The sequence below is a fragment of the Actinomycetospora sp. ABD4_176 genome, from assembly GCF_056311855.1.
Genome location: NZ_CM149974.1, coordinates 19,152 through 44,864 on the forward strand (window position 1 = coordinate 19,152; position 25,713 = coordinate 44,864).

At 75.1% G+C, this 25,713-nt stretch carries 19 protein-coding genes; 13 read left to right on the forward strand and 6 right to left on the reverse strand.

Annotated features, from left to right (window positions below):
- Nucleotides 1-186: 186 nt before the first annotated feature.
- The 4 genes from ACYX4T_RS00065 to ACYX4T_RS00080 all read left to right on the forward strand — a co-directional run bounded on the left by ACYX4T_RS00065 (nucleotide 187) and on the right by ACYX4T_RS00080 (nucleotide 3,031).
- Nucleotides 187-684 (forward strand): HNH endonuclease, encoded by a 498-nt coding sequence (locus ACYX4T_RS00065; RefSeq protein ID WP_476015148.1) that lies wholly within the window; start codon nucleotides 187-189, stop codon nucleotides 682-684.
- A gap of 105 nt (nucleotides 685-789) precedes the next feature.
- Nucleotides 790-2,202: an amidase gene (locus tag ACYX4T_RS00070; protein ID WP_476012549.1), complete on the forward strand. Its 1,413-nt coding sequence runs from the start codon at nucleotides 790-792 to the stop codon at nucleotides 2,200-2,202.
- A 69-nt stretch (nucleotides 2,203-2,271) separates the two neighbouring features.
- Nucleotides 2,272-2,517 carry an aa3-type cytochrome oxidase subunit CtaJ gene (gene ctaJ / locus ACYX4T_RS00075; protein WP_476015149.1) on the forward strand — a complete coding sequence of 82 codons (246 nt, stop codon included), beginning with the start codon at nucleotides 2,272-2,274 and terminating at the stop codon, nucleotides 2,515-2,517.
- Nucleotides 2,504-3,031 carry a DUF5130 family protein gene (locus tag ACYX4T_RS00080; protein WP_476012550.1) on the forward strand — a complete coding sequence of 176 codons (528 nt, stop codon included), beginning with the start codon at nucleotides 2,504-2,506 and terminating at the stop codon, nucleotides 3,029-3,031. The genes ctaJ and ACYX4T_RS00080 overlap by 14 nt, the downstream gene beginning before the upstream one ends.
- An 83-nt stretch (nucleotides 3,032-3,114) precedes the next feature.
- Here the strand turns inward: ACYX4T_RS00080 and pepN are convergent, their stop codons facing one another.
- Nucleotides 3,115-5,685: an aminopeptidase N gene (pepN, locus tag ACYX4T_RS00085; protein ID WP_476012551.1), complete on the reverse strand. Its 2,571-nt coding sequence runs from the start codon at nucleotides 5,683-5,685 to the stop codon at nucleotides 3,115-3,117.
- 86 nt (nucleotides 5,686-5,771) lie between these two features.
- Here pepN and ACYX4T_RS00090 point away from each other — a divergent pair, with 86 nt between their 5' ends.
- From ACYX4T_RS00090 to sbnB, 4 genes are all read left to right on the forward strand, one after another.
- Nucleotides 5,772-6,380, forward strand: a complete 609-nt coding sequence (locus ACYX4T_RS00090) for a mycothiol-dependent nitroreductase Rv2466c family protein (protein WP_476012552.1) — start codon at nucleotides 5,772-5,774, stop codon at nucleotides 6,378-6,380.
- A gap of 177 nt (nucleotides 6,381-6,557) precedes the next feature.
- Nucleotides 6,558-11,615, forward strand: a complete 5,058-nt coding sequence (locus ACYX4T_RS00095) for a Pls/PosA family non-ribosomal peptide synthetase (protein WP_476012553.1) — start codon at nucleotides 6,558-6,560, stop codon at nucleotides 11,613-11,615.
- Nucleotides 11,616-11,636: 21 nt separating this feature from the next.
- On the forward strand, nucleotides 11,637-14,294 hold the full coding sequence (locus tag ACYX4T_RS00100) for an amino acid adenylation domain-containing protein (protein ID WP_476012554.1): 2,658 nt from the start codon (nucleotides 11,637-11,639) through the stop codon (nucleotides 14,292-14,294).
- 20 nt (nucleotides 14,295-14,314) lie between these two features.
- Nucleotides 14,315-15,343 (forward strand): 2,3-diaminopropionate biosynthesis protein SbnB, encoded by a 1,029-nt coding sequence (gene sbnB, locus ACYX4T_RS00105; protein ID WP_476012555.1) that lies wholly within the window; start codon nucleotides 14,315-14,317, stop codon nucleotides 15,341-15,343.
- 24 nt (nucleotides 15,344-15,367) lie between these two features.
- Here sbnB and ACYX4T_RS00110 read toward each other — a convergent pair whose 3' ends face one another.
- Nucleotides 15,368-15,973, reverse strand: a complete 606-nt coding sequence (locus ACYX4T_RS00110; RefSeq protein WP_476012556.1) for an FHA domain-containing protein — start codon at nucleotides 15,971-15,973, stop codon at nucleotides 15,368-15,370.
- 145 nt (nucleotides 15,974-16,118) lie between these two features.
- On the opposite strand from ACYX4T_RS00110, the gene ACYX4T_RS00115 reads away from it, so the two are divergent.
- The 5 genes from ACYX4T_RS00115 to ACYX4T_RS00135 all read left to right on the forward strand — a co-directional run bounded on the left by ACYX4T_RS00115 (nucleotide 16,119) and on the right by ACYX4T_RS00135 (nucleotide 22,964).
- Entirely contained in the window at nucleotides 16,119-18,032 is a 1,914-nt protein-coding gene (locus ACYX4T_RS00115) for a serine/threonine-protein kinase (protein WP_476012557.1), read from the forward strand.
- Between the two features lie 169 nt (nucleotides 18,033-18,201).
- The gene (gene sbnA, locus ACYX4T_RS00120) at nucleotides 18,202-19,230 is read left to right on the forward strand and encodes a 2,3-diaminopropionate biosynthesis protein SbnA (protein WP_476012558.1); all 1,029 of its coding nucleotides are present in this window, start codon (nucleotides 18,202-18,204) and stop codon (nucleotides 19,228-19,230) included.
- Nucleotides 19,231-19,278: 48 nt separating this feature from the next.
- The gene (locus ACYX4T_RS00125; RefSeq protein WP_476012559.1) at nucleotides 19,279-20,289 is read left to right on the forward strand and encodes a TauD/TfdA family dioxygenase; all 1,011 of its coding nucleotides are present in this window, start codon (nucleotides 19,279-19,281) and stop codon (nucleotides 20,287-20,289) included.
- A gap of 82 nt (nucleotides 20,290-20,371) precedes the next feature.
- Nucleotides 20,372-21,796, forward strand: coding sequence for an aldehyde dehydrogenase family protein (locus ACYX4T_RS00130; RefSeq protein ID WP_476012560.1), 1,425 nt, complete (start codon nucleotides 20,372-20,374; stop codon nucleotides 21,794-21,796).
- A 67-nt stretch (nucleotides 21,797-21,863) separates the two neighbouring features.
- Entirely contained in the window at nucleotides 21,864-22,964 is a 1,101-nt protein-coding gene (locus ACYX4T_RS00135; protein ID WP_476012561.1) for an acyltransferase family protein, read from the forward strand.
- Between the two features lie 61 nt (nucleotides 22,965-23,025).
- Here the strand turns inward: ACYX4T_RS00135 and ACYX4T_RS00140 are convergent, their stop codons facing one another.
- From ACYX4T_RS00140 to ACYX4T_RS00155, 4 genes are read right to left on the reverse strand one after another with little or no spacing between them, the layout of a single operon-like run.
- A complete protein-coding gene (locus ACYX4T_RS00140; RefSeq protein ID WP_476012562.1) occupies nucleotides 23,026-23,709 on the reverse strand; it encodes a contact-dependent growth inhibition system immunity protein in 684 nt (227 codons plus the stop codon).
- On the reverse strand, nucleotides 23,706-24,056 hold the full coding sequence (locus ACYX4T_RS00145; RefSeq protein ID WP_476012563.1) for a contact-dependent growth inhibition system immunity protein: 351 nt from the start codon (nucleotides 24,054-24,056) through the stop codon (nucleotides 23,706-23,708). Before ACYX4T_RS00145 ends, ACYX4T_RS00140 begins: the two co-directional genes overlap by 4 nt.
- A gap of 2 nt (nucleotides 24,057-24,058) precedes the next feature.
- Nucleotides 24,059-25,336: an RNase A-like domain-containing protein gene (locus ACYX4T_RS00150; protein WP_476012564.1), complete on the reverse strand. Its 1,278-nt coding sequence runs from the start codon at nucleotides 25,334-25,336 to the stop codon at nucleotides 24,059-24,061.
- On the reverse strand, nucleotides 25,336-25,686 hold the full coding sequence (locus ACYX4T_RS00155) for a type VII secretion target (protein ID WP_476012565.1): 351 nt from the start codon (nucleotides 25,684-25,686) through the stop codon (nucleotides 25,336-25,338). Before ACYX4T_RS00155 ends, ACYX4T_RS00150 begins: the two co-directional genes overlap by 1 nt.
- Nucleotides 25,687-25,713 lie beyond the last annotated feature (27 nt).

A 25,713-nucleotide genomic window follows, 5' to 3' on the forward strand; every position in this document is an offset into this window, starting at 1 on the left:
GTGCACGAACGACAACCCGGCAGCGTGACTCCGCTGGTCAGCGAGGTCTCGCCCACCACCGCGCCGTACCGCGCGTCCGACCCTCCCGATCCCGTCCCCGAGCTCACCGTCGCTCCCCCTCCTCCCGCCTCCCCGGACGATCCCCCCGCCCCGCCGCCGTCGCCGCCCTGGGGCCGCCGCCGGGTCCTGCTCCTCAACGCCACCTTCGAGCCCCTCACCGCGCTGCCGCTGCGGCGCGCGATCGTCCTGCTGGTCTGCGGCAAGGCCGAGGTGGTCCACGGCGACGCCGCCGGGCTCGTCCTGCACTCGGCGACCGGCGCGGTCGAGGTCCCCTCCGTCATCCGCCTCGTCGCCTACGTCCGCGTGCCGTACCGGGCGCGGGTGCCGCTGACGCGGGCCGCCCTCATGCACCGCGACCGCTTCCGCTGCGCGTACTGCGGCGGGCGCGCCGAGACCATCGACCACGTGGTGCCCCGCAGCCGCGGCGGCACGCACACGTGGGAGAACTGCGTGGCCTGCTGCGCGCGCTGCAACCACCGCAAGGCCGACAAGCTGCTCGCCGAGCTCGGCTGGCCGTTGCGCACCATGCCCACCGCGCCCCGCGGGCGGCACTGGCGCCTGCTCGCCGGGCTCGTCGACGCCGATCCGCTGTGGCTGCCGTACCTGGGCGAGACGGCCGCCTGACGTCGTCTGCTCGGTGATCGAAGTACCGATACGGACGTTCGGTGTCAGCGAGGGCACTTCGCTGACACGACGCGTGTCCCCGGCGTGCGGCAGCATGGCGCAACCGTGAGCGATCTCCACGAGCTGACCGCCCTCGAGACCGCCGCGGCGATCCGGCGCGGCGACCTCCCGGCGCTCGACGCCGTCGACGCCGCCCTCGCGCGCGCCGAACGTCTGGGCCCGGAGCTCGGCGCGTTCGCGCTGCTCACGCCCGAGCGCGCCCGGGACGCGGCGCGGGCGCTCGACCGGGCGGGCCCGGACGGCGCCGGCCCGCTCGCCGGCGTCCCGACCGCGGTCAAGGACCTCACGGCGACCGCCGGCGTCCTGACCCGGCGCGGCTCGGTGATCTACGACGGCTGGGTCCCCGACCGCGACGACGACGTCGTCGGGCTGCTGCGCGAGGCCGGCACGATCAGCGTCGGCAAGACGGCCGTGCCCGAGTTCGGGCTGCCCTGCTACACCGAGCCGGCCGGGGCGCCGCCGGCCGTCACGCCGTGGGACCGGACCCGGTCGGCGGGCGGGTCGTCGGGTGGCGCGGCGGCCGCCGTCGCCGCGGGAGTGCTGCCCGTCGCGCACGGCACCGACGGCGGCGGGTCGATCCGCATCCCGGCGGCGGTGTGCGGGCTCGTCGGGCTCAAGACCACACGCGGGCGCGTGCCGGCGGGCCCGGCCGGCGGCGACCCGGCGGGGCTGTCGGTGCACGGCCCGCTCGCGCATACCGTCGCCGACGCCGCCGCGCTGCTCGACGCGATGGCGCGCCCGTCGGCGGGGGAGCCGTTCGTGCCCGCGGCCCCGCCCGCCGGCGGCTACCTCGGCGCGCTGGCGCGGCCGGTGGGGCGCCGGCGGATCGCGCTCGCCGTCGACCCGCCGCTCGACGGCCACGACGTGGTCGTCGACCCCGCGTGCCGTGCGGCCGCCGAGGAGGTCGGCGCCCTGCTCGAGGAGATCGGGCACGACGTCGAGCCGGTGCGGGTCCGCCTGCCCGACGAGGGCGTCGCGGCGTTCCTCACGCTGTGGCAGGTGCTCTCGCTGGGTGACCCCGTCGACCCCGCCGACGAGCCGCGCCTGCTGCCGCTGACCCGCTACCTGCGCGCCCGCGGACGCGAGTACGACGGCGCGGCGGCGATGGGGGCGCTGCACACGGTGCAGGTCGTGACGCGGCGCCTCGTCGCCGAGCGGGCGGGCTACGACGCCGTGCTCACCCCCACCGTCGCGCTGCCCCCGCGTCCCGTCGGCTGGTTCACCACCGGCGGCGACCCTGCCGACGACTTCGCCCGCCAGATCGCCTTCACGCCCTGGACCGCGATCGCGAACCTCACCGGCGAGCCCGCGATCTCGCTGCCGCTCTGCTGGTCCGACGGGCTGCCCGTCGGGACGGCGCTGCGGGGGCGCCGCGGGGAGGAGGACGTGCTGCTCGGGCTGGCCGCGGAGCTCGAGGCGGCGCGGCCCTGGAGGGATCGTCGCCCGCCCGAGGGGTGAGCGTGTGAGCACCCCTCCTACGACGGGACGTCGTCGACGGCATCCACTACGGTGCTGCGCGTGAGCCCGATGACCACGTTCCTGCTCTACGGGGTGACCTCGCTCGGGGGGATCGCCCTGATCGCGGCCATGACCCTGATCCGTCCGTCGGGGCGTGGTGCGCGGTACCGCTCCGGCGACGTGTGGGACCACGAGCCGCTGTGGTGGATGGGCAACCCCCGAGGCTCGGGCGTCACCGGGCCGACCGTCGAGGCCGTGCCCGCGAGCCCGGCCGCCGAGCACACCGCCCGAGGAGGCGCTCGTGGCACGTGGTGACGTCGTCCCTGCCGGTCAGGACGCCCCCGGCGAGACCACCCGGCTGACCCAGGGTCCGGGGGTCCTCGAGGACCCCATCGTCGGCCAGGCGCGCGTGTCCACCGCCTCCGGGCGGATCTCCGAGGCCGCCGACGTGCACGCGGAGGACAACCGCGCGCCGTTCTCCCCGTCGCAGCTCTCGCGCCTCGACGAGGCCCTGACGCTCGCCTGCCGCGAGACCGGGCTGCTGTTCACCCTCTACGTGGGGGCGCTCGGCTCCCGGTCGCGCGAGCGCGCCGAGGAGCTGCACGCCTCGCTGGCCGACCACGCCCCCGAGGCGGTCGTCGTGGCCGTCTCGCCGGGCGAGCGGGTCGTCGAGGTCGTGACCGGCGCCGAGTCGGGCCGGCGCATCGACGACCGCGGCGCCAAGCTCGCGGTGATGAGCATGGTCGCCTCGTTCAAGGAGTCCGACCTCGTCGGCGGCATGGTCGAGGGCATCACGATGCTCGCCGACCAGGCAGGACACGCGCACTGAGCCGGCCCGGCGAGAGCAGCGAACGCGCTGTTCGCTGCTTCTAGCGCAGCGAACAGCGCGTTCGTTCGTTCTGGGGTCGGGCCTCAGCCGCGGTCGAACTCCCGGGCGGCGAGGGCGCGGACGACGCCGGCGCGGCCCTCGGTGACGAGGCGGCGCAGGGCCGGCGGGTGCTCGTCGGCGAGCCAGGCGTCGGCGGCGTCGACCGTCGCCTGCTCCACGGCCCAGGACGGGAAGAGCCCCTGCACCATCGGCTGGGCCTGCTCGGAGGAGCGGCGGGCCCAGACCTCGTCGACGACCGCGAAGTACTTCCCGACGTAGTCGGTGAGCAGGGCCTGCTGCGCCGGGTGCGAGAAGCCCATGATGATCGCGGCGTTGATGGCGTTCGGCAGCGTGTCGTCCTCGACGGCGCGCCGCCAGGCCTCGGCCTTGGCCTCCGGGGTCGGGATGAGCGCGCGGCCCCGCTCGGCCATGCGGCGTCCGGTGGCGGTGTTGTCGCGCTCGTACTCGGCGTCGATCTCGGCCTCGCCCGCCGCCCCGTGCGCGACGAGTGCGTGCAGGAGCCGCCAGCGCAGGTCGGTGTCGACGGTCAGGCCCTCGAGCGGGGCGGTCCCGTCCCGCCAGCCGGCGACGGTGTCGAGCGCCTCGGCGGTGAGCACCGACCCCGCGAGGGCGTTGACGATCGCGAGCTGGTGGTCCGAGCCCGGGTCGGCGTGGGCGAGCTCGAGCAGGCGCGCGACGAACGTCGGCCACCCCTCGGTGACCGCCCAGCCGGGCTCGGCGTACGAGGCGAGCGCGGTCTGGGCCTGGAGCAGGAGCCGCTGGACGACGCCGACCTCGGACTCGGCGGCGAGGCCCGCGGTCACGAGCGCGACGAAGTCGCGGGCGCGCAGCTCGGCCTCGCGGGTCATCTCCCACGCCGCCGACCAGCACAGGGTGCGCGGGAGCGGCTCGGCGATGTCGCCGATGCGGTCGATCAGGGTGGTCAGCGAGCGCTCGTCGAGGCGCATCGTGCAGTAGGTGAGGTCGTCGTCGTTGACGAGCACGAGCGCGCCGGCCTCGACCCCGACCAGCTCCGGGACCTCGGTGCGGTCGCCGTCGACGTCGAGCTCGACGCGGTGCTGCCGCACGAGCTTCCCGGAGCCGTCAGCGTTCTCGGAGCCGTAGACGCCGACCGCGAGGCGGTGGGTCCGCAGCTCGCCCGCGCCCGGCCGGGCGCCGCCCTGGACCACCTCGAACGCGGTGTATCGACCGTCCTCGCCGACCGCGAACGACGGCGCGAGGGAGTTCAGCCCGGTGGTGCGCAGCCACTGCGCGCTCCAGCCCGACAGGTCGCGGCCGGAGGCCTCGGTGAGGGCGCCGAGCAGGTCGTCGAAGGTCGCGTTGCCGTAGGCGTGGCGCGAGAAGTACAGCCGCAGCCCGGACAGGAACTCCTCCTGCCCGACGTAGCTGACCAGCTGCTTGAGCACCGACGCGCCCTTGGCGTAGGTGATGCCGTCGAAGTTGACCTCGACGGCCTGCAGGTCGGGGATGTCCGCGGCGACGGGGTGGGTCGAGGGCAGCTGGTCCTGGCGGTAGGCCCACGACTTCTCGACGTTGGCGAACGTCGTCCACGCGTTGCGGTACTCGGTGGCCTCGGCCTGGCTGACGACGCTGGCCCAGGTCGCGAACGACTCGTTGAGCCACAGGTCGTCCCACCAGCGCATCGTCACGAGGTCGCCGAACCACATGTGGGCCATCTCGTGCAGCACGGTCTCGGCGCGGCGCTCGTAGAGGTAGCGGGTGACGCGGCTGCGGAAGACGTAGTCCTCGAGGAACGTCACGGCGCCGACGTTCTCCATGGCGCCGGCGTTGAACTCCGGCACGAAGAGCTGGTCGTACTTGCCGAAGGGGTAGGGCACGCCGAAGTTGCGGTGGTAGAAGCCGAAGCCCTGCTTGGTCTCGGTGAACAGCCGCTCGGCGTCCATGTGCTCGGCGAGGCTCGCGCGGCAGAAGATGCCGAGCGGGATCGTGCCGTGCTCGTCGGTGTAGGTGTCGTCCCATCGGGCGTACGGGCCCGCGACGAGCGCGACGAGGTAGGTCGAGATCGGCGGTGTGGTGGCGAACGCGTGCCTCTTGGCGCCGTGGTCGGCCTCGGTGACGGCCTCGGTCGCGCCGTTGGAGACGACCTGCCAGTCCGGGGACGCGGTGACGGTCACGGTGATCGTGGCCTTGAGGTCGGGCTGGTCGAAGCAGGCGAACATCCGCTTGGCGTCCGCGGTCTCGAACTGGCTGTAGAGGTAGACCCCGCCGTCCACCTGGTCGACGAAGCGGTGCAGGCCCTCGCCGGTGTTCATGTAGCGCCCGTCGGCGTCGACGACGAGCTCGTTCTCGGCGGCGAGGTCGGGCAGCGCGATGCCCTTCTCCTCGTCGTAGCCGCCGACCTCGAGCGCGCGACCGTTGAGGGTCGCCGACCGGACGCCGGCGCCGACGAAGTCGATCCACGTCGACGCGCCCGGCTCGGCGGCCCGGAAGCGCACCGTCGTCGTGGTGCGGAACGTGGCCTCGCCGGGGGCGCCGGCCCCGTCGGTGAGGTCCAGGTCGACCGCGTAGGACGCGACGTCGAGCAGCTCGGCGCGCGCGATCGCGTCGGTGCGGGTCAGGTTCGGGGCAGCCACGGCGCCACCCTACGGCGGACCGGGAACATCACGGCCCATCGCACGGGTTGGCCGAGTGAGGACATCGGAGAAGGGAACCCGACCCCATGGCTGAGAAGACCCGCGTCGACTTCTGGTTCGACCCGCTGTGCCCGTTCGCCTGGATCACCTCGCGCTGGATGCTCGAGGTCGAGAAGGTGCGCGACGTCGAGACGCACTGGCACGTCATGAGCCTCTCGGTGCTCAACTCGGGTCGCGAGCTCGACGAGAAGTACCAGTCGATGATGGACGAGGGCTGGAAGCCCGTGCGCGTGTGCATCGCGGCCGCCCAGGAGCACGGCGACGAGGTCCTGGCGCCCCTCTACACGGCGATGGGCACGAAGATCCACAACGAGGGCAACAAGGACTTCGACGACGTCATCGCGAAGTCGCTGGCCGAGGTCGGCCTGCCCGAGTCGCTCGCGCAGGCCGCGACGTCGACGGACGTCGACGAGGCGCTGAAGAAGTCCCACCACGAGGGCATGGACCCGGTCGGCATGGACGTCGGCACCCCGGTGATCCACGTGGAGGGCTCGGCGTACTTCGGCCCGGTCATGACCCGCATCCCCAAGGGCGAGCAGGCCGGCACGATCTTCGACGGCGCCAAGCTCCTCGCGGGCTACGAGTACTTCTACGAGCTCAAGCGCACCCGCGACACCGAGCTGTCGTTCGACTGACTGTGATCCACGGGCGGTGACCGCCCGTGGTCGGGGGCGCGCTCCACGTGCCCGTGGATCCACGACGTCCCGGCGCACGTACTCCGTTCGTGTGATGACCCTGGGCGACCATGACGTCTCTGCGTGACGATGCCGTGGTCCGCGCAAGGGTCAGGGCACGAACGTGGGGGAGCCGCCATGGTCGCCGGTGCACCGCACGGCGTCGCGGCGGTGCGCCCCGACGCGCCCGCGGCCCGGCGCCGGTGGACCGAATCCCGACGCCGGCCGGGCGCCGGTCCGGGGCCGGCCCCCGGGCCGGCGCCCGCTCCCGCCGACGCCAGGATCGACCGCCTCGCCGAGCGGACCTGTGACGAGCTCCGCCGCCACGGCCGGGCCCAGCGGACCGCGCTGGAGACCGCGGACGGTCCGATGTCGTACGTCGCGCTCGAGACCGCGGCGGTGCGCCTGGCCCGCTACCTGCGACGACGCCGGATCGCGGCCGGCGACCGGGTGGCACTGCTGCTCGACCGCCCCGCCGACGTCCTCGTCGCCCAACTCGCGACGGCCCGCATCGGTGCGGTCTGGGTGCCGCTCGACGCCCGCCTCCCGGACGGGGCGCTCGCGGCCGTGCTCGAGGCGGCGGGTGCGGGCGTCGTGCTCACGACGACCGCCGCGGCGGCGCGGCTCGACGAGTCCGACGTCGACGCCGTCTACCTCGACCGCGTCCGGTCCCGCGTCGACGACGAGGACGCCCAACGGCTGACCGAGGCCGAGCGCGGTGCGGTCGTCGGGATGCCGGCCTACGTGGTGGTCCACGCCGCCGACCACGCCGCCGGGGCCCGCGGCGGCCTGCGCGCCACGGCCGTGGGGCACGACGCCGCCGCCGCCTTCCTCCACGCCGCCGTCGGGCTCCTGCGGCTCGGGGCCGACGACCGGGTCCACCACGATACCAGCGCGGGCTCCGACCTCGCGCTCCTCGAGACGTGGCTCGCGTGGTCGTCCGGCGCCGCCGTCGTCACCGCGCCGCCGGGACCGCGGCTGCGCGGTGCCGACCTCGGGCGCCACCTGCGCGAGCACCGTGTCACTGTGCTCCGTGCGAGCGCCGAGGACCTCGACGGGGTCGACGAGCCGCTGCCCGACCTGCGGCTGCTCCTGCTCACCGGGCCCGACCGGCCGCGCGACCTCCTCGCCGGCTGGCAGCGCCCCGGCCGGCGGATCGTCGCCCTGCACGGCGGCCCCGAGACCACGGTCGCGGCCCTGTGGACCGAGGTGTCGCCCCACCAGCCGGCGGGGTTCTGGCGACCGCTGCCCGGCGACGACGTCGTGGTCGCCGACCCGGCCGACCCGCGACGGCTCCTCCCGCCCGGCGCGATCGGCGAGATCGGCGTCACGGGGGTCGGGGTCGGGCGCGGCTACGTCGGGCGTCGGGACCTCAGCGCCGAGGCGTTCGTGCCGGTGCCGGGTCGTGGCGGGACGATGTTCCGCACCGGCGACCTCGGCCGGGTCACGCCCGCCGGCGACGTCGAGCGGATCGCCCGCCTCGACGGCTCCGGCGGCCGGGGGGAGCGCATCGCGCCGACGTCGGCGCGTCCGACGCCCCGTCCCGGTCCCCGGCAGTCGCGGCGCACGACCGTCATGTCCCTGCCGGACACGCTGCCCGACGAGGTCGGCGAGGTCGGCGAGGCTCCGCCGGCCGTCGAGACCACCGCGGCCGACGAGGGCACGGCCGTCGGCGGGTCCACGGCCACCGCGGACGCCGAAGCGGCGACCCCGGCCCCGTCGACCGACGCCCCGTCCACCCAGGGCCCGCCGCCCCACGCCCCGCCGAGCGGCGACCGCCCGACCGACGGCGGAGCGAGCGGCGACCGCCCGGCCGACGGCGGACCGAGCGCCGGACCGGGCGCCGGACCGGGCGCCGGACCGGGCGCCGGACCCGGCGTCGGACCGAGCGCCGCACGGAGCGCCGGACCGACCGCCCCACCATCGGCCTCGGGCCTGGACGCGCCGACGCGGGTGACGCCGGCGCGCCCGGCACCGAGCTCCGTCGACGCGCCGACGACCGCGGTGCGGGCCACCCCCGCCCCGCCCGCCGTCAAGCCCGCCAGCACACCGCCCGCAGCCACACCGCCCGCAGCCACACCGCCCGCAGCCACACCGCCCGCAGCCACACCGCCCTCCGCCCTGCGCCCGAGCGCGCCCGTAGCGCCGGCCGCACGCCCGTCGGCGCCGCCCGCCCAGCCCGCCCCGCCCGGGCGCCGCCCGGGAGCCCCGGGTCCGGCGGCGCCCGGTCCCGCGACGCCCGGCCGACCAGCCCCCGGACCCCCGACCCCCGCCGGCGGCCGGCCGGCGCCGCCCGCGCGCCACGGTGCGCCGCCGCGACCCGGCGCCCCGGGCCGACCCGCTCCACCGACCCGCCCGGGCCCGCCGCCACACCGCGGTCCCGCCGGGCCGGGCGTGCGTCCGCCCGCGGCCCGGCCCGGGTACACGGCGGCCGCCCCCGCCCCTCCTGCGAAGCCCGTCACCGCGCCGGCCCCGCCCGCGAAGCCCGAGACGCCGAGCGCGGCCGCGGCGCCCGGCGCGACCGAGGCCCTGCTGCGGGAGATCCTGGTCGAGATCCTCGGCCGCCCGGACGTGCCGAAGGACGGCAACTTCTTCGACGACCTGGGCGCCGACTCGCTGCTGATGGCCCGCTTCTGCGCGCGCATCCGCAAGCACCCCGACCTGCCGTCGGCGGCGATGCAGGACATCTACCAGAACCCGACCCTCGCCTCGCTCGCCGTGGCCCTCGCCCCCGCCGCGAAGCCGGCCGATGCCGGCGGGGCCGCGCGCACGACCAGCGGGCTCGCCGGCGTGCTCGCCGAGGTGCTCGAGCGCCCCGACGTGCCGCCCGACGCGCACTTCTTCGACGACCTGGGCGCCGACTCGCTGCTCATGGCCCGCTTCTGCGCCCGGACCCGCAAGCGCGACGACCTGCCGTCGGTCGGCATGCCCGACATCTACGCGAACCCGACCATCGCGAGCCTCACGAAGGCCCTCGGCGGCGCCGCCGACCGAGGGCCGTCCGGGCCCGCCGGCCCCTCGGTGACCGAGACCGAGGAGCCCACCGGTCCCCGCGCGGGCACCGCGGCGTTCGTCCTGTGCGGCGCGGCCCAGCTCGCGTGCGTCCTGGCCTACAGCTACCTCGCCGCCGTGATCCTCGTGTGGGGCTTCGAGGGGGTCACGACCGCGCCCGGGGTCGTCGGCGGGTATCTCTCGGCCCTCTGGGCGGGGGTCGTCGGGTTCGTCGCGCTGAGCGTGCTGCCGATCGTGGCGAAGTGGGTGCTCATCGGGCGCTGGAAGCCCGGGTCGTTCCGCGTGTGGAGTCCCGCCTACCTGCGGTTCTGGGTGGTCAAGACACTGGTCCGCACGAGCCCGATGGTGCTGTTCGCCGGTACGCCCGCGTTCACGCTCTACCTGCGCGCGCTCGGGGCGAAGGTCGGCCGGGACGTCGTCTACCTCTCGGGTCAGGTGCCGGTGTGCACCGACCTGTTCAGCGTCGGCGACGGCAGCCTCGTGCGGAAGCAGTCCGTCATCGCCTGCTACCGCCCGCACGACGGCCGGATCGAGATCGGCGGGGTCAGCATCGGCGCGGGCGCCTTCGTCGGCGAGTCGACGGTGCTCGACGTGCGGACCGCCGTCGGCGACGGCGCGTCGCTCGCGCACAGCTCGTCGTTGCACGCGGGCCAGGCGATCCCGGTGGGCGAGGTCTGGCACGGCTCGCCCGGACGGCGCACCACCGAGGGTCCGCTGCCCGCCGTCCCGCCCGCGCCCGGCAGCCGCGTGCGCCGCGTCGTCTACTCGTCGGTGCTGCTCGCGTTCGTCCTCGCGGTGGCCTCGCCGGCCGCCCTCGCGATCGCGGGTGCGCTCTACAGCCTGGTGCCGCTGTTCGCCTCGCTCCTCGAGCCCGCGCCCGGCGTGCTGGCCACGGCGAGCTTCCACCTCCAGCTGCTCGCGCTCAGCGGGGCGCTCTACTTCGGCGCCATCGTCCTGGGCCTGGTCACGGTCGCGACCCTCCCGCGGCTCTTCGCGCTCGGGGTCCGGCCCGACCACGTCTACCCCCTCTACGGGGTGCGCTACTGGCTGCACCGCGGGATCGGGGCGTCCACCAACATCAAGTCCTACGTCGAGCTGTTCGGCGACAGCTCCGCGATCGCGCACTACCTCGTGTTCATCGGCTACAAGCTCCGCCCGCTCGTGCAGACCGGTTCGAACTTCGGGATGGCGGTCCAGCACGAGAACCCGTACCTGACGAGCGTGGGGCGCGGCACCGTCGTCGCCGACGGCCTGTCGGTGATGAACGCCGAGTACTCCGCGACGTCGTTCCGGGTCTCCCGGACGACGATCGGCGCGAACAACTTCCTCGGCAACAAGATCGCCTACCCGCCGCAGGGCCGCACCGGCGACGACTGCCTGCTGGCGACGAAGGTGCAGGTCCCGATGCAGGGGAAGGTCCGCCACGGCGTCGGCCTGCTCGGCTCCCCGAGCTTCGAGATCCCGCGCAAGGTCGCGCGCGACAGCGCCCTCGACGTCGAGGACGCCGCCGAGCTCGCCGCGTCGCTGCGCCGCAAGAACCGCCACAACGGTGTCTCGATGGCGCTGCGTCTGCTCACGCGGTGGCTCTTCGGTTACCTGGCCCTCGTGGGCGTCGTGGCGGTCGCGTCGCTGCCGATCCAGGCGGGGCCGGGCGAGGTCGTCATCGTCGAGCTCGTCGGCATCGTCCTGCTCGTCGCCTGGTTCGCGCTGGTCGAGCGCGCCGTCGCGCCGCTGAAGGAGCTCGCGCCGGACGGCTGCTCGATCTACGACCCCCGGTTCTGGCGCCACGAGAGGTACTGGAAGGTGCCCGCGCCCGACTGGGTGCAGATGTTCAACGGCACCCCGTTCAAGCCCATGGTGTGGCGCCTGCTCGGCGTCCGCGTCGGCAAGCGGGTGTTCGACGACGGCGTCAACCTCACCGAGAAGGCGTTCACGTCCATCGGTGACGACGTCACGCTCGGCGAGGGCACCGTCGTCCAGTGCCACTCGCAGGAGGACGGCGGGTTCAAGTCGGACCGCGTCGCGATCGGCGACCGCGTCACGCTCGGCGTCTCCTCCTTCGTGCACTACGGCACGACCATCGGCGACGACGCGAAGCTCGCCCCCGACACGTTCCTGATGAAGGGCGAGGAGGTGCCGGCCGGTGAGTCCTGGGGCGGCAACCCCGCCCGAGGCCTCGACTGACCGAACCCGAGGACGGATCCCATGACCGACACCACGACCGCCGCGTGCGCCGTCACCGACGACGCCCGCTGGCGCGCCGTCCTGGCCAGCGGCGCCACCGCCGTGCCCCGGTGGAGCCTGACCCCCGGGGCGCCCGGGGAGGGGCCGGTCGCGACCACGGTGCCCGTCCCGGCGGCGCTGCTCGACGACGTCTCCGCGCAGGCCGGGCGCCTGGGCGTCGTCCCGGAGGCGCTGCTGCTCGCGGCGCACGCCCGGGTCCTCGCGGCGCTCACCGCGGAGCCCGAGGTCCTCGCCGGGGTCGAGGTCGCCGGCCGGACGCTGCCGGCCCGCCTCGACACCGAGGTCGCGTCGTGGCGCGTCCTGGCCGCCGCCGCGGCCACCGCGCTCACCGAGCTGACCGGCGCGGACCAGCCCGGGGACGAGGTCGCCCTGGCCCAGGCCCGGCGCGACCTGACCGGCCTGTGGCCGGAGACGGTGCTGGCGCCCGCGGTCGGCGGCACGGAGGACGCGCCCCCGCTCGCCGACGACGCCGTCGTCCGGATCGACCGCCCGGCCGCCGACGTCCTGCGGGTCGTGCACCGACCCGGCGAGCTCGACGTCGCGGCCGCCGAGCGGGTCGCCGGCTACCACCTCACCGCGCTCGGGCAGCTGTGCGCCGACCCGGACGCGGCGCCGGGCGCGCAGGGGCTCGTCGGCCCGGAGGAGCTGGCCGCCCAGGTCGACGGCCTCGCGGGCCCGGTCCGCGAGCGCCCGGCCATGCCCGCGCACGAGATCATCCGGGCGCGGGCGGCCGCCGACCCCGATCGCGTCGCCGTGGTCAACGGCGACCGGTCGTGGACCTACCGCGAGCTCGACGAGGTCACCGACCGCGTCGCGCGCGCGATCCTGGCCCGCGGCCTCCCGCACGAGGGCATCGTCGCGGTGGTGGCCGAGCGCACCCTCGACTGGGCCGCGTCCGTGCTCGGCATCCTCAAGGCGGGCGCCGCGTACCTGCCGCTGGAGCCCCACTTCCCGGCCGACCGCATCGCAGGAGTCCTCACCCGCGCCGACGCGCAGCTGGTGCTGGGGGAGCGGGGCAGCACGACGACCCTCGACGAGGCCCTGGCGAACCTCGGGACGGCGGCCCCCGAGCGCCTGCTCCTCGACGACGCGGTCGCCGAGGAGCACGGGGACGCGGTGCCGCGGGTCGAGATCGCCGGCGACCGGCTCGCCTACCTGTACTTCACCTCCGGCTCCACCGGCGAGCCGAAGGGCGCCATGTGCGAGCACGCGGGGATGGTCAACCACCTCTACGCCAAGATCGAGGACCTCGGGATCGTCGAGGGCACGGTGGTCACCGAGACCGCCCCCCAGTGCTTCGACATCTCGCTCTGGCAGCTCGTGGCGCCGTGGCTGGTGGGCGGCACGACGGTCATCGTCGAGCAGGACACGATCCTCGACGTCCCGCGCTTCGTCGACCTCCTGGCCCGACGGCGGGTCGAGGTCGCCCAGCTCGTCCCGTCCTACCTCGACGTCGTCGTCTCGTTCCTCGAGCAGCAGGACGCGCCGGCCACCGAGGTCCTGCCCGCGCTGCGCCGGATCGCGGTCACCGGCGAGGCGGTCAAGAAGGAGCTGGTGGCGCGCTGGTTCTCGGTGCGCCCCGACGTCGCGGTGGTCAACGCCTACGGCCTGACCGAGACCTGCGACGACACCAACCACGAGATCCTCACCGCGGTGCCCACGGGGGAGCGGGTGCCGCTCGGGCCCGCCGTCCCCAACGTGCGCGTGTACGTCGTCGACGAGCACCTGAACCCGGTGCCGCTCGGTGCGCCCGGCGAGATCGTGTTCTCCGGGGTCTGCGTCGGGCGCGGCTACGTCAACGACCCCGAACGAACCGCCATAGCGTTCGTGCCCGACCCGCTGCGGCCGGGCGAGCGGCTCTACCGCAGCGGCGACCACGGTCGGTGGCAGCCCGACGGGAAGCTCGACTTCCTCGGCCGCCGCGACCACCAGGTGAAGATCTCCGGGTTCCGCATCGAGATCGGCGAGGTCGAGAACACCCTGCTGCGCGCGCCCGGCGTGCGCGACGCGGCGGTGGTCGTCGCCGAGCGGCCGGGGCGGGGCAAGCAGCTGGTCGGCTTCTACGGCGCCGCCGCGCCCGTGGAGACCGCGGTGCTGCGCGGGACCCTCGAGGCCTCGCTGCCCGTGTACATGGTCCCGCCGGTGCTGCACCACCAGGAGACCCTGCCGCTGACGCCCAACGGCAAGATCGACCGCAAGGCGCTCACGGCCCTCGCGCTCGCGATGGACGAGCCCGAGCCCGCCGGCGACGGCGACACCACCCCGCTGACCCCGACCGAGGAGCGCGTCGCCGCCGTCTGGGCGCCGCTGCTCGGCGTCGACGCGTCGGCGCTGGGGCGTGACACCCACTTCTTCGAGCGCGGCGGCTCGTCGCTGCTCGCCGTGAAGATGGCGGTCGGCCTGAAGAAGGCCGTCACGCTGCCCGAGATCGTGGCGCACCCCGTGCTCGCCGACCTCGCCGCCCTCATCGACGGCCGCACGGCCGCCGAGCCGGCACCCGCCCCGGCTCCCGCCTCAGCTCCCGCCCCGGCACCCGCGCCCGCGTCACCCGGGGCGACGGCCGCGGTGGACGCCCCGACGGTCCGGTTGCGTCCCTCCGACCTCACGCCCTCGACGTGACCACCCCGAAGGAGTCTGCGATGTCAGTGACGGTGCCGCCGTTCGCGGTGATCCCGGGTGCCCAGGTGGGAGAGGCGTTGCGCGGTCGGGAGCGCGACGTTGTCGCCCTCATGGAGGAGACCTACCGGCTCCACGACGCCGGGCGCACCCACAACCCGCCGTCGTACTTCCTCACCTTCGCCGACCGGCCCACGTCGCGGATCATCGCGCTGCCCGCGTCGGTCGGCGGCGACGTCAACGTCGACGGGATCAAGTGGGTCTCGAGCTTCCCCGAGAACGTGGCGGCCGGGGTGCCCCGCGCGTCGGCGGTGCTGATCCTCAACGACCACGACACGGGCTACCCCTTCGCCTGCCTCGAGGCGTCGATCATCAACGCGAGCCGCACCTCGGCCTCGGCGGCGCTGGCCGCCGATCGGCTGACCCGGGGCCGGGAGCGGCCCCGCCGCGTCGGCTTCTTCGGGGTGGGCCTCATCGCCCGCTACCTGCACACCTACCTCGCGGCCACCGGCTGGACCTTCGACGAGACCGGCGTGTTCGACCTCAAGCCGGAGAGCGCCGAGGGCTTCCGCGGCTACCTCGAGACGCAGGACGGCACGGGGACCGTCACCGTCCACGACGACGCCGAGTCGCTGATCCGCAACAGCGACCTCGTCGTCTTCGCCACGGTCGCCGGGACGCCGCACGTCCACGACCCGGCGTGGTTCGACCACCACCCGCTGGTGCTGCACGTGTCGCTGCGCGACCTGGGCACCGAGGTCATCCAGGCGTCGACCAACATCGTCGACGACGTCGACCACTGCCTGCGCGCCAACACCTCCGTGCACCTCGTGGAGCAGGAGACCGGCAACCGCGAGCACGTGCACGGGACGCTGGGCGACGTGCTCGAGGAGCGGATGACGCTGCCCACCGACCGGACCGTCGTGTTCTCGCCGTTCGGCCTCGGCATCCTCGACCTCGCGCTCGGCAAGGACGTCTACGACCACGTCACGAGGACCGGGGGCCTGCACGTGGTCGAGGACTTCTTCCACGAGCTCAAGCGGTACGGCTGAGGGCGGGACGGCTCCCGGCGGGCGTCAGGCCAGCTCGCCGGGGGTGACCGCCCCGCGCTCGAGGGCCGCGTTGGCGAGCTCGACGCGGCGCCGGGTGCTCGCCGGGTCGAGCTCGAACTTGTCGTAGAGGCGCAGCAGGTGCTGCTTGACCGCGGCCTCGGAGACGACGAGCGCGGCGGCGATGTCGCGCGCCGTGGCCGGCTCGGTGAACACCGCCCCGGAGAACAGCGGCCGGCACAGCGCGACGAGGACGTCGTGCTCGCGGCGCGTGAGCTCCGGGGCCCGGCGCGGCGCCGTCGTGGGCGCCGCCCGCCCCGCGGCGCCGCGGAACACCATGCGGGTCGCGCCGACGTGGATGACGTCGCCGTGGCGCAGGGCGCGCTCGGCGATGAGGCGCTCGCCGCCGACGACCGTGCCGTTGGTGCTGCCGAGGTCGCGGATCGCCCAGCTCGGCCCGTAGGCCTGCAGCACGGCGTGCAGCGACGACACCTGGCCGTCGTGGTCGAGCACGACACCGTTGCCCTCGCCGCGCCCGACCGTCACCGTCGGTGGGGAGAGGAGGACGACCTCGACGCCGCCGGGCCGCCACACCTCGAGGAAGCTCGTCGCGCGGTCCCCGTCGTCGGCCACCTCGCCTCCTCCCGCGGATCCACCCGAGCGGGGGTGGTGACAGAACGTGACTTTCGGGTGAGACTACTACGCGGCATGTACCACGAACGGGTGTGCGTGCGACATAGTGTCACCAGCGTCGACCGGGTGTCAGGGGGTGCCTCGGGTGGTCGAGCGGTTCGGGCCCTACGAGCTGCGCCGTCGCGTCGGTCGCGGCGGCATGGGCGAGGTGTTCGAGGCCTTCGACACTGAGCACGACCGCGTCGTCGCGCTCAAGCGCCTCGTGGCCGGGACGGCCAACGACGACGAGTTCCAGAAGCGCTTCCGGCGCGAGGCCCGCCTGACCGCGCGCCTGCACAGCCCGCACGTCATCCCCATCCACCGCTACGGCGAGATCGACGGGCGGCTGTTCCTCGACATGCGGCTCGTCGGTGGCGCCGACCTCGAGAAGACCATCGAGGCCGAGGGCCGGCTGAAGCCCGCCCGCGCGGTGGCGATCATCGAGCAGGTCGCCTCCGCGCTCGACGCCGCCCACCACGCGGGCCTCGTGCACCGCGACGTCAAGCCGTCGAACGTCCTCATCGACGACGCGGTCGGCGCCCACGACTTCGTCTACCTCGTCGACTTCGGGATCACCCGCTCCATGACGGGCGACGAGAGCTCGGCGCTCACCGGGACCCGCACGCTCATCGGCAGCCTCGACTACATGGCCCCGGAGCGGTTCCGGGGCGAGGGCGGGGTGGGCATCGACATCTACGCGCTGGCGTGCCTGCTCTTCGAGTGCCTCACCGGGAGCCGACCCTTTCCGCTCGACGGCTTCACCGAGCTCATGACCGCCCACCTGACGTGGACGCCGCCCACCCCGTCGCGCGCGGTCCCCGGCCTGCACGAGGCCTTCGACGCCGTCATCGCCGCGGGCCTGGCCAAGGACCCCGCCCAGCGTCCCGCGAGCGCGGGCGAGCTCGCCGCCGCGGCCCGGGCGGCGCTCGACGCGGGGACCGGGACGCCGGTGCCGTCGACCCCGACCACCGCGGCCCCGCGGGAGGAGACACCCGCACCCGCCGAGCACGTCGTCGACGGCGCGACGCCCGAGCTCGCCGCGCCCGCGGCGGCCCCCGCCGGGGCCGTGCAGGAGCAGGAGGCCCAGGGGGTCCAGGAGGCCCGGGAGGCACCGGCCGCCGAGCCGGCAGCGGTCGAGAAGCAGCCGACCAGCACGCCGTCCGCGCCGTCCGCGCCGTCCGAGGCCCGCACGGCCCCCCCTCGCAGCGGCACCCAGGTCTCGCCCGCCGCGGCATCGCTGGACGTGCCGACCACGGCCGTGCCCGCACGCACCGCCATGGCGCCCGCTGTCGCGCCCGCCGGGGCCGACGCCACGACGGCGATGCCGCGGCCCGCGGCGCAGGCGGCGGTGGTCCGCGACGCACCCGGCCCGCGGACCCGCATCGGCGGGACGCCGCGACCCGAGACACCGCGACCCGAAACGCCCCCGACGCGCGAGATCGGGACGGCGAGGCGGGACGCGCCGAGGCCGACGACCGGCCGGGCGGGCGGGACCGTCGGTGCGGGAGGCGGCCCGCGACCGGCTCCACCAGGACAGCCGGCCTCTCAGGCCACCCAGCACTCCCAGCCCCTCCAGCCGACGCGCCCGTCCCGCCCGGCGCGCCCGCCCGGCGGGGAGGGCGTCACGTCGGACCTGCGGCTCGGCGACCGGCAGCGCGGGACCCCGGGGCAGGCCGGGCAGGCGGGGCCGACCGCGTCGCCCTCCACCGGCCGTCCCCCCGCCCGGCCCTCGGGCCCGCCCGCGGGGGAGTCGTTCGCGTCGTCGCCGGCCCTGCGGCCGGTGACGCCCGTCCCGGCTCCCGCGCCCCCGCAGGCCCCGAGCACGGCGCAGGCCCCGAGCACGGCGCAGGGCCCGACCACCGCGCCGGAACCGCTCGGCGCGCCCACGCCGGAGGAACCGGCGGCCGAGCGGCACACCCTGCGGACGGTCCTCTGGGTCGTCCTGGCGGTCCTCGGGGCCGCCGCGCTGATCGCGGGCGCCGTCTACGTGGCCATCCTCCTGACGCCCGCCGCGGGCTGATCGGAGGCCCCGCGATGGATCACGGCACCCGCGCCCCCTTGCCCCGGGGTGAGGAAAGCCTGACCCCGGGCCGGGGAAAGGGTGGCCCCGCGGCGATGTCGACGCGGACCGCCACGGCGGATTCTGGTGATCACACCGGGACGACGACAGCGAAACCGAGGAGGTCGCCATGACCATCATCTCCGCCCCCCAGCAGTACAACACCGACGACCTCTTCGTCGACCTGCGGGCGATCGTCGAGCACAACCTGTTCCTCAAGGTCGAGGGCATGAACTTCGCGGGGTCGGTGAAGCTGAAGGCCGCGGCCTCGATGATCGGGTCGGCGCAGGCCCAGGGACTGCTCAACCCGTGGTCGATCGTCGTCGAGTCGTCGTCGGGCAACCTCGGTGTCGCGCTGGCGATGGTCTGCGCCAACCACGGCTACCGCTTCATCTGCGTCACCGACGACCGCTGCAACGAGCAGACCCGCAAGCTCATCGAGGCCTTCGGCGGCGAGGTGCACGTCGTCGACGTGCCCCACCCCGAGACCGGCCTGCTCGGCGCCCGCATCGAGCACCTGGCCTCGATCTGCGCGAAGAACCCCGACGCCGTCTGGCTCAACCAGTACGAGAACCCGGCCAACGCCGGCGCCCACTACGCCCAGACGGGGCCGGCGATCGCCCACAACTTCCCGCGCCTCGACGTCGTGTTCGTCGGTGCGGGCACCTGCGGGACGCTGATGGGCACCGCGCGCTGGTTCAAGCAGCACCGCCCGCACGTCAAGGTCGTCGCGATCGACGTCGAGGGCTCGGTGAGCTTCGGCGGCGAGGCCGGCACCCGCCGCATCCCCGGCCTGGGGATGGGCATGACCCCGCCCGCGCTCGACCGCTCGATGATCGACGACGTCGTCATCGTCCCCGAGACCGAGACCCTGCGGATGTGCCAGCGCCTCGCGATGCGCGGGTTCCTCTTCGGCGGCTCCACCGGCACCGTCGTCGCGGGCGCCCAGGCCTGGATGAACGAGCACGGCCGACCGGGCATGACCGCCGTGACCCTGGCGCCGGACTCCGGCGAGCGCTACCTCGACACCGTGTACGCCCCGATGTGGCGCGAGGAGCACTACGGCGCCTACGCGCGCCTGACCGGCCGCTACACCCTGCCCGACCCCGACCAGCTGCCCACGGTGGGCTCGCAGAGCACGCCCACCCCGCCCGCCTGATCTCCCGCCCGACCCGCCGACCGCCCGATCCGCCCTGGGAGTCCCGCCATGTCGTCCACGATGCAGCCGCCCGCCGCCGGCAACCTCGACCTCCGCCCCGGCCACCCGCCGGTCCTGTGGGTCAACCCCGGGCCCGACCCGGTCGGCTGGGCGGCGTTCCACCGCAACGACGTCCGGCAGATCGTCGCCCGGCACGGCTCGGTGCTCATCCGGGGCCTCGGGGTCCGCGACCACGCGCAGACCGCGGCCGTGATGGGCCGTCTCGCGGCGGTGGGCCTGCTGGCCGAGCGGGAGGCGTTCGCGGCTCGCACGGCGCTCGGGAACGGGCTGTACTCGGCCACCCCGTGGCCCTCGACCCAGCAGATGTGCCTGCACAACGAGCTGAGCTACCTGCCCGACCCGCCGGCGTTCATGTTCTTCGCCTGCCTCACCCCGCCCGCCGCCGGCGGCGCCACCCCGGTCGGCGACGCCTCCGCCGTCCTCCAGGCCCTGCCGCCGGCGCTGGTCTCACGGCTCGACCACGAGGGCTGGATGCTGGTCCGCAACTACAACGACGAGATCGGCGCGTCGTGGGCCGAGGCGTTCGGCACCGACGACCGGGGCGCCGTCGAGCACTACTGCCGCAGTCAGGGCATCGAGTTCACCTGGAACGGCGACGGCCTGAGCACCCGCCAGCGCCGGCGCGCCGTGGTGCGGCACCCCGTGGACGGGCGGCCGTGCTGGTTCAACCAGGTCGCGTTCCTCAACGAGTGGACGCTCGACCCCGACGTGCGCGAGTACCTCGTGGAGTCCTACGGGCCCGACGGGCTGCCGTTCACCACGCGGTTCGGCAACGGCGAGCCGATCGGCGAGGACGTCGTCAACCTGATCAACAACGCGTACGCCGCGCACACGGTCCGCGAACCGTGGCAGGCGGGCGACGTGCTGGTCGTCGACAACATCCGCACCGCCCACGGCCGCGACCCCTACGAGGGCGACCGCGAGGTCGTCGTGGGGATGGCCGACGCGATCCGCCTCGACGGCGGCGGCGGCCCGGCGGTCCCGGGGCCGCGTCGCTGAGAGGTCGCCTCTCGGGGTTCGTCGCCGCCTCCGCGGGCACCTTGGGTGGAGGACCGGACGAGCACCCTGGAGGTCAGCGGGTATGACGGCGAGCGTCGAGACCCTGTCGCGGCACTGGATCGACGGGACCTGGCAGGAGGGTCCCGGAGCGATCCCGGTGGTGAACCCGGCGACCGGGGAGACGATCGCCGAGGTGCCCGCGGGCGGCGCCTCGGAGATCGACACCGCGGTGGTCGCCGCGCGGCACGCCTTCAACCGGTGGGCGGCGACGCCGCTCGCGGACCGGGTGGCGACGGTGCTGGCGATCCGCGAAGGCATCAAGGCGCGCAGCGGGGAAATCGCGGCGTCCATCACCGCCGAGATGGGGTCGCCGACGAAGTTCGCGAACTCCGTCCAGGTCGGTATGCCGATGGCGACCTCGAAGGGCGTCGCCGGGCTCGCCGAGTCGTTCCCGTGGACCGAGGAGATCGGCAACTCGCTGGTCGTCCGCGAGCCCGTCGGTGTCGTCGGGGCGGTGACGCCGTGGAACTACCCGCTGCACCAGGTCGTCGCCAAGGTCGCGCCGGCGCTGGTCGCGGGCTGCACGATCGTGCTGAAGCCCAGCGAGGTCGCGCCGCTGACGGCGAGCATCCTCGCCGAGATCACCGCCGAGGCCGGCCTTCCCGGCGGGGTCCTCAACGTCGTCCACGGCACGGGACCCGAGGCGGGCGAGGCGCTGGCGAAGCACCCGCTGGTCGACATGATGTCGTTCACGGGGTCGGTGCCCGCGGGCCGGCGCGTCCAGGAGGTCGCCGCCGGGACCGTCAAGCGGGTCGCGCTCGAGCTCGGCGGGAAGTCCGCCAACATCGTCCTCGACGACGCCGACCTCACTCAGGCGGTCAAGCTCGGCCTCGGCAACTGCTTCATCAACGGCGGGCAGACGTGCACCGCGTGGACCCGCCTGCTCGTGCCCGAGGCGCTGCACGACCAGGTCGTCGAGATGGCCGTCGAGCAGTCGGCGAAGTACACCGTCGGCGACCCCACCGACGAGTCGACGCGCGTCGGGCCGATGTCGTCGGACCGCCAGCGCGAGCGGGTCGAGCACTACATCACCCGGGGCGTCGAGGAGGGCGCCGAGCTGGCCGCCGGCGGCCCGGGGCGTCCCGACGGGCTCGAGCGCGGCGCCTACGTCCGCCCGACGATCTTCTCCGGCGTCCGGCCGGACATGACCATCGCGCAGGAGGAGATCTTCGGCCCGGTGCTGTCGGTGATGCCGTACGCCGACGAGGACGAGGCCGTCGAGATCGCCAATGCGACGGTCTACGGCCTCGCCGGCGCGGTGTTCGCGGGGTCGCAGGAGCGCGGGCTGGAGGTCGCCAAGCGGATGCGCACCGGGCAGGTCGACGTCAACGGCGGCGCGTTCAACCCGCTCGCGCCGTTCGGCGGCTACAAGCAGTCGGGCACCGGCCGCGAGCTCGGGCGCTACGGGCTCGAGGAGTTCCTCGAGGTCAAGTCGATCCAGCTCTGAGCACCTCGGCCAGGACCCTGGCGCCACCCGCTTCACCTGCACGGTCATCGACGGGATGCTCTCGTGCGTGACGACTGGTCGGCACGACGGGCACCGCGCGCCGGGCGGGGTCGCGGCCCTCGCCGACGCGACCCCGCCCGCGCGGGACCGGCTCGTCGACGCGGTGCGCGCCGCCGCGATCGTCGTGGTGATCCTCTGGCACTGGGTCGGGTCGCTGACCCACCGCGGTGCCGACGGCGTGATCGTGATGTCGAACCCGGTCGACGCCGTGCCGCTCGGGTGGGCGGCGACGTGGGTGCTGCAGGTGATGCCGGCGTTCTTCGTCGTCGGCGGGTTCGCCGACCTCGCCGGGTGGGACGCCGCGGGCCGCCGCGCGGGGGTGTTCCTGCGGCGGCGGGCGCGGCGCCTGCTCGTGCCGGTCGCGGTGTGGGTCGGGGCGTGGGTCGTCGTCGAGGCCGTTGCGACGGCGGCGGGAGCGGCGACGCCGCTGGTGGCGTGGTTCCCGGGCATGCTGACGCCGCTGTGGTTCCTCGGCGTGTACGCGCTGGTCACGGCCCTGGTGCCCGTGACGGCGGAGTGGCACCGACGGGCGCCGGCGGCGACCCTGCTCGTCCTGGTGCTCGCGGTGGCCGTGGCCGAGGCACTGCGGGTCGCCGCCCTGCCGGCCGTCGGGTGGCTGTCGTCGGCACTGGTGTGGGTGCTCGTGCACCAGCTCGGCTACCTCTGGCGCGACCGCGGACGGGTGCCGCGCGGGGTGGCGCTGGCCGTCGCCGGAAGCGGGTTCGGCCTGCTCGTCGTGCTGACCGGCGTGCTCGGCTACCCGCGGACGATGGTGGGCGCGAACCTGTGGCCGACGACGCCGACGGTCGCCGCGCTGGCCGTCCTGCAGCTCGGGCTGATCGCGCTCGTCGCGCCGGCCGCGGACCGGCTGCTGCGCCGGCGCCGGCCGTGGCGGGGGGTGGTGGCGGTCAACGCGACGGCGATGACGCTGTTCCTATGGCACATGACGGCGTTCGCGGCGGTGTTCCTCGTGGTGGAGCGCCTCGGCGCGGCTCCGGGCGGGGTGCCGGACGCGGGGTGGGTGCTCGCCCGACCGTTCTGGCTCCTGGCGCCCGCGGTGGTGCTGGTCGTGCTCGTGGCCGTGTTCCGGCGGGCGGAGCGGTGGTGACGGCGCGGGAGCTCTCCCTGTCGATCTCTTGAGAGTGCCGCCAGTGCTGCGGCGGTCGGGGTCAGGGCGCGGCGCGCCAGAGGATCTGCTGGAGGTCGCCCAGCCAGAGCCGGTAGGACTGGCCCGCCGAGGGCGGGTGGAACTCGAGGCCCAGCGCCTCGGTCGCCGCCCGCGTGGCGTCCTCGGTGGGGAAGCGGTCGAGCAGCCGCTGCGCCTGGCCCGTCGCCGCCCACACGTCGTCCCGCGGCCACTCCTGTGCGAAGGCCTGCAGCCCGCCCGCGATCGACCCGTGGTCGTCGCCGACGTCCTGGTGGAGGTAGCCGGTGAAGACGCCGGCGAGCGCCTGCCACGGCGCCGACGTCGGGTCGACGCCGTCGACGTGGCGCGTGGGGACCGGGTACGCGGTGTGCACGTGGTAGCCCTCGGGCATCGTCGGGTCCCGGCGCAGCACGACCAGCGAGGACGTGACGTCGACGATGTCGGCCGCGGCCTCCGCCCACTTCGGCACGTGACGTCCGGCGGTGGTGCCGTGCTCCCACGTCGTCCCCAGCGTCGGGCGCGCGGTGGCGAGCCACGCCGCGATGACGTCGCCGTTGCCCGCCAGGTTCGCCGCGACACAGTGCTCGGCGACCTCGCGGTCGGGGAAGCTCGACGACTCGATCGACCGGCCGGACGGTGTGACGTCCTGCCGCCCGGGCTGCCAGTCCCACGCGATGCCGTCGAGGTCGATGCGTCGGTCGGTCACGACGTCGTCCCCTCGGTGGTCTCGTGGGGCCAGTCGAGCCGCGTCGGACCGCCCGGGTCGCGCAGGAAGCGCTCCAGCTCGGCGAGCCACTCGCGCATCTGCCAGCCCTCCGCTTCGGGGTGGTACTCGAGCGCCAGGGCCGCCACGGCGCGCCGCGCGCCCTCCTCGTCGCTGGTCATCCGCAGGATGTCGCCCACCTCTTGGGCGGTCGTCATCCGGTGCTCTTCGCTCGCCGCTCGGCAGTAGGCGCCGACCGCCTTTGACGGGCTGCCGTAGTCGTCCTCGAAATCCTGGTTGAGGTAAGTGGCGAAGAGGGTCCGGAGCTGAGAGCGTCGAGCGCTGGTCATGTCTACGGATCCTCCACGGGCCGGGGATAGGACGTCAGGATGTAGTAGCCGCCGGGCATGGACGGGTCGGCCATCAGGACCACCCGAGAGACAGGGACGTCGACCACGTCGGACAGGGTCGCGTTCTCCGGGGCATACCGACCGATGGACCACGGGTGCTCGAACTCGAACTCCTGCGGCAGGGTCGGACCAGAGGCGAGCCAGTCGTCGATCGCCGCCTGGTTCGCGGCGATGTTGTCGTGGATGGCCCTCTCGGCGGTCTGGCGGTCGTCGTAGCTCGAGGACTCGATGGGTCTGTTCGCCCTCGCTTGGCGTTCGAGGAGCTCCTCGTCGGTCGCGCCGACATGCGCCTTTCTCGGCCTCAGCGTGTGCCCACCGGCGTCCTCGTGCCGCTGGAGCCCGCCGTGAGGGGCGAGGGGTGTGCTCGGGCGGGGATCGGGGCCGTACTCGGGCAGTTCGCCGAAGCGTCCGAGCTTGGTGAGCCCCTTGCCGCCCAGGGCGGCGGCGATCACGCCGGGGCTGCGGCCGATGGCCTCGTCCAGCCCGCCGGTCCGGTACGAGTCGACGACGGGCTCGACCGTGCCCTGCACCATGCTCCCGACGGCACCGAGCGGGTCGGTCACCGCGGCCTGGGTGGTCTCCCACGTGCCCGCCCACGTGTCGCCGAAGCCGGGGTCGAGGACGTTGACGTGGTCGAGGACGCCGCCGACCGTGTTCGTGACCTCGTCGACGACGTCCCCGCCGGCCTTCACCAGCCCGTCCCACGCGTTGCCGTCGGGTGGCGCACCGGTCGGCGCGGCGGGGATCAGCCCGGCCAGGGTCGCGCCGGCGGCGTCGAGGGCCCGCGCCGCGTCCTCGGCCGCGGCACGCGCCCGGTCCTCCGCCGAGGCCATGACCGCGACGCCGTCGCTGACCGCGAGCCGCCCGGACTCCCGCGCGGCGTCGGCCGGCGCGCCCGACCCCACCCCGACGAGCAGCGCCTCGCCCTGCACCGCCATCCGCTCGCCCTCGAGCCAGTCCTGCTGCGCGCGGCGGAGCTCGGCGGCGAAGGTGCGCAGCGGCCCGACCGCGGCGCGTGTCGCGTCGGCGGTGGCGCGGGTGCCGGTGGCGGCCGTGCCGACGGTGCTCGCCGCGAGCACCGCCGCGGACCCCGACCAGGCGGCCGTCGCGACCCGCCCGTGGCCCGCCACGCCGTCGCCGACCGTCGCGAGGTCCCGGGCGGCCCGGTCGAGGGCGTCGGCGGCCGCCTCGACCGCGCCCGGGTCGCCGGGCAGCGGCATCAGGGCCCACCCAGCCCGGGCAGCACGACCGTGGGTCCACCGTCCGGCCCGCCGAGCCCGCCCGCGGCGCCCCGGTCGTCGGTGGCGTACGTGGTCGCCGAGGCGTCGAGCGACGCGGCGGCGTCACCGACCCGCGTCGCCACCGCGCCGACCGCGCCGTCGAGGGCCTGCGCGAACCGGGCCACCGCGGTCACCAGCGGCTCGACGCCGCACGCCCCACCCACCGAGGTCGCGGCGGCGGACGCCGCCCGACCGGCGGCCGCCAGCGCCTCCGCGTCGCCGCGCAGGGCCGCCGCGCCCGCGCGCAGCTCGCCGGGGCGGACGTCGAACCCCTCGCCCGGTGCGGTCACACCCCGGATGCTGGCAGGAGCCGCGGC

Coding starts and splice junctions, on each gene's coding strand:
- ACYX4T_RS00125 (WP_476012559.1), top strand. CDS start 19,279: ATGTCGTCCACGATGCAGCCGCCCGCCGCCGGCAACCTCGACCTCCGC.
- ACYX4T_RS00100 (WP_476012554.1), top strand. CDS start 11,637: ATGACCGACACCACGACCGCCGCGTGCGCCGTCACCGACGACGCCCGC.
- sbnB (WP_476012555.1), top strand. CDS start 14,315: ATGTCAGTGACGGTGCCGCCGTTCGCGGTGATCCCGGGTGCCCAGGTG.
- ACYX4T_RS00145 (WP_476012563.1), bottom strand. CDS start 24,056: ATGACCAGCGCTCGACGCTCTCAGCTCCGGACCCTCTTCGCCACTTAC.
- sbnA (WP_476012558.1), top strand. CDS start 18,202: ATGACCATCATCTCCGCCCCCCAGCAGTACAACACCGACGACCTCTTC.
- ACYX4T_RS00090 (WP_476012552.1), top strand. CDS start 5,772: ATGGCTGAGAAGACCCGCGTCGACTTCTGGTTCGACCCGCTGTGCCCG.
- ACYX4T_RS00130 (WP_476012560.1), top strand. CDS start 20,372: ATGACGGCGAGCGTCGAGACCCTGTCGCGGCACTGGATCGACGGGACC.
- ACYX4T_RS00095 (WP_476012553.1), top strand. CDS start 6,558: ATGGTCGCCGGTGCACCGCACGGCGTCGCGGCGGTGCGCCCCGACGCG.
- ctaJ (WP_476015149.1), top strand. CDS start 2,272: ATGACCACGTTCCTGCTCTACGGGGTGACCTCGCTCGGGGGGATCGCC.
- ACYX4T_RS00150 (WP_476012564.1), bottom strand. CDS start 25,336: ATGCCGCTGCCCGGCGACCCGGGCGCGGTCGAGGCGGCCGCCGACGCC.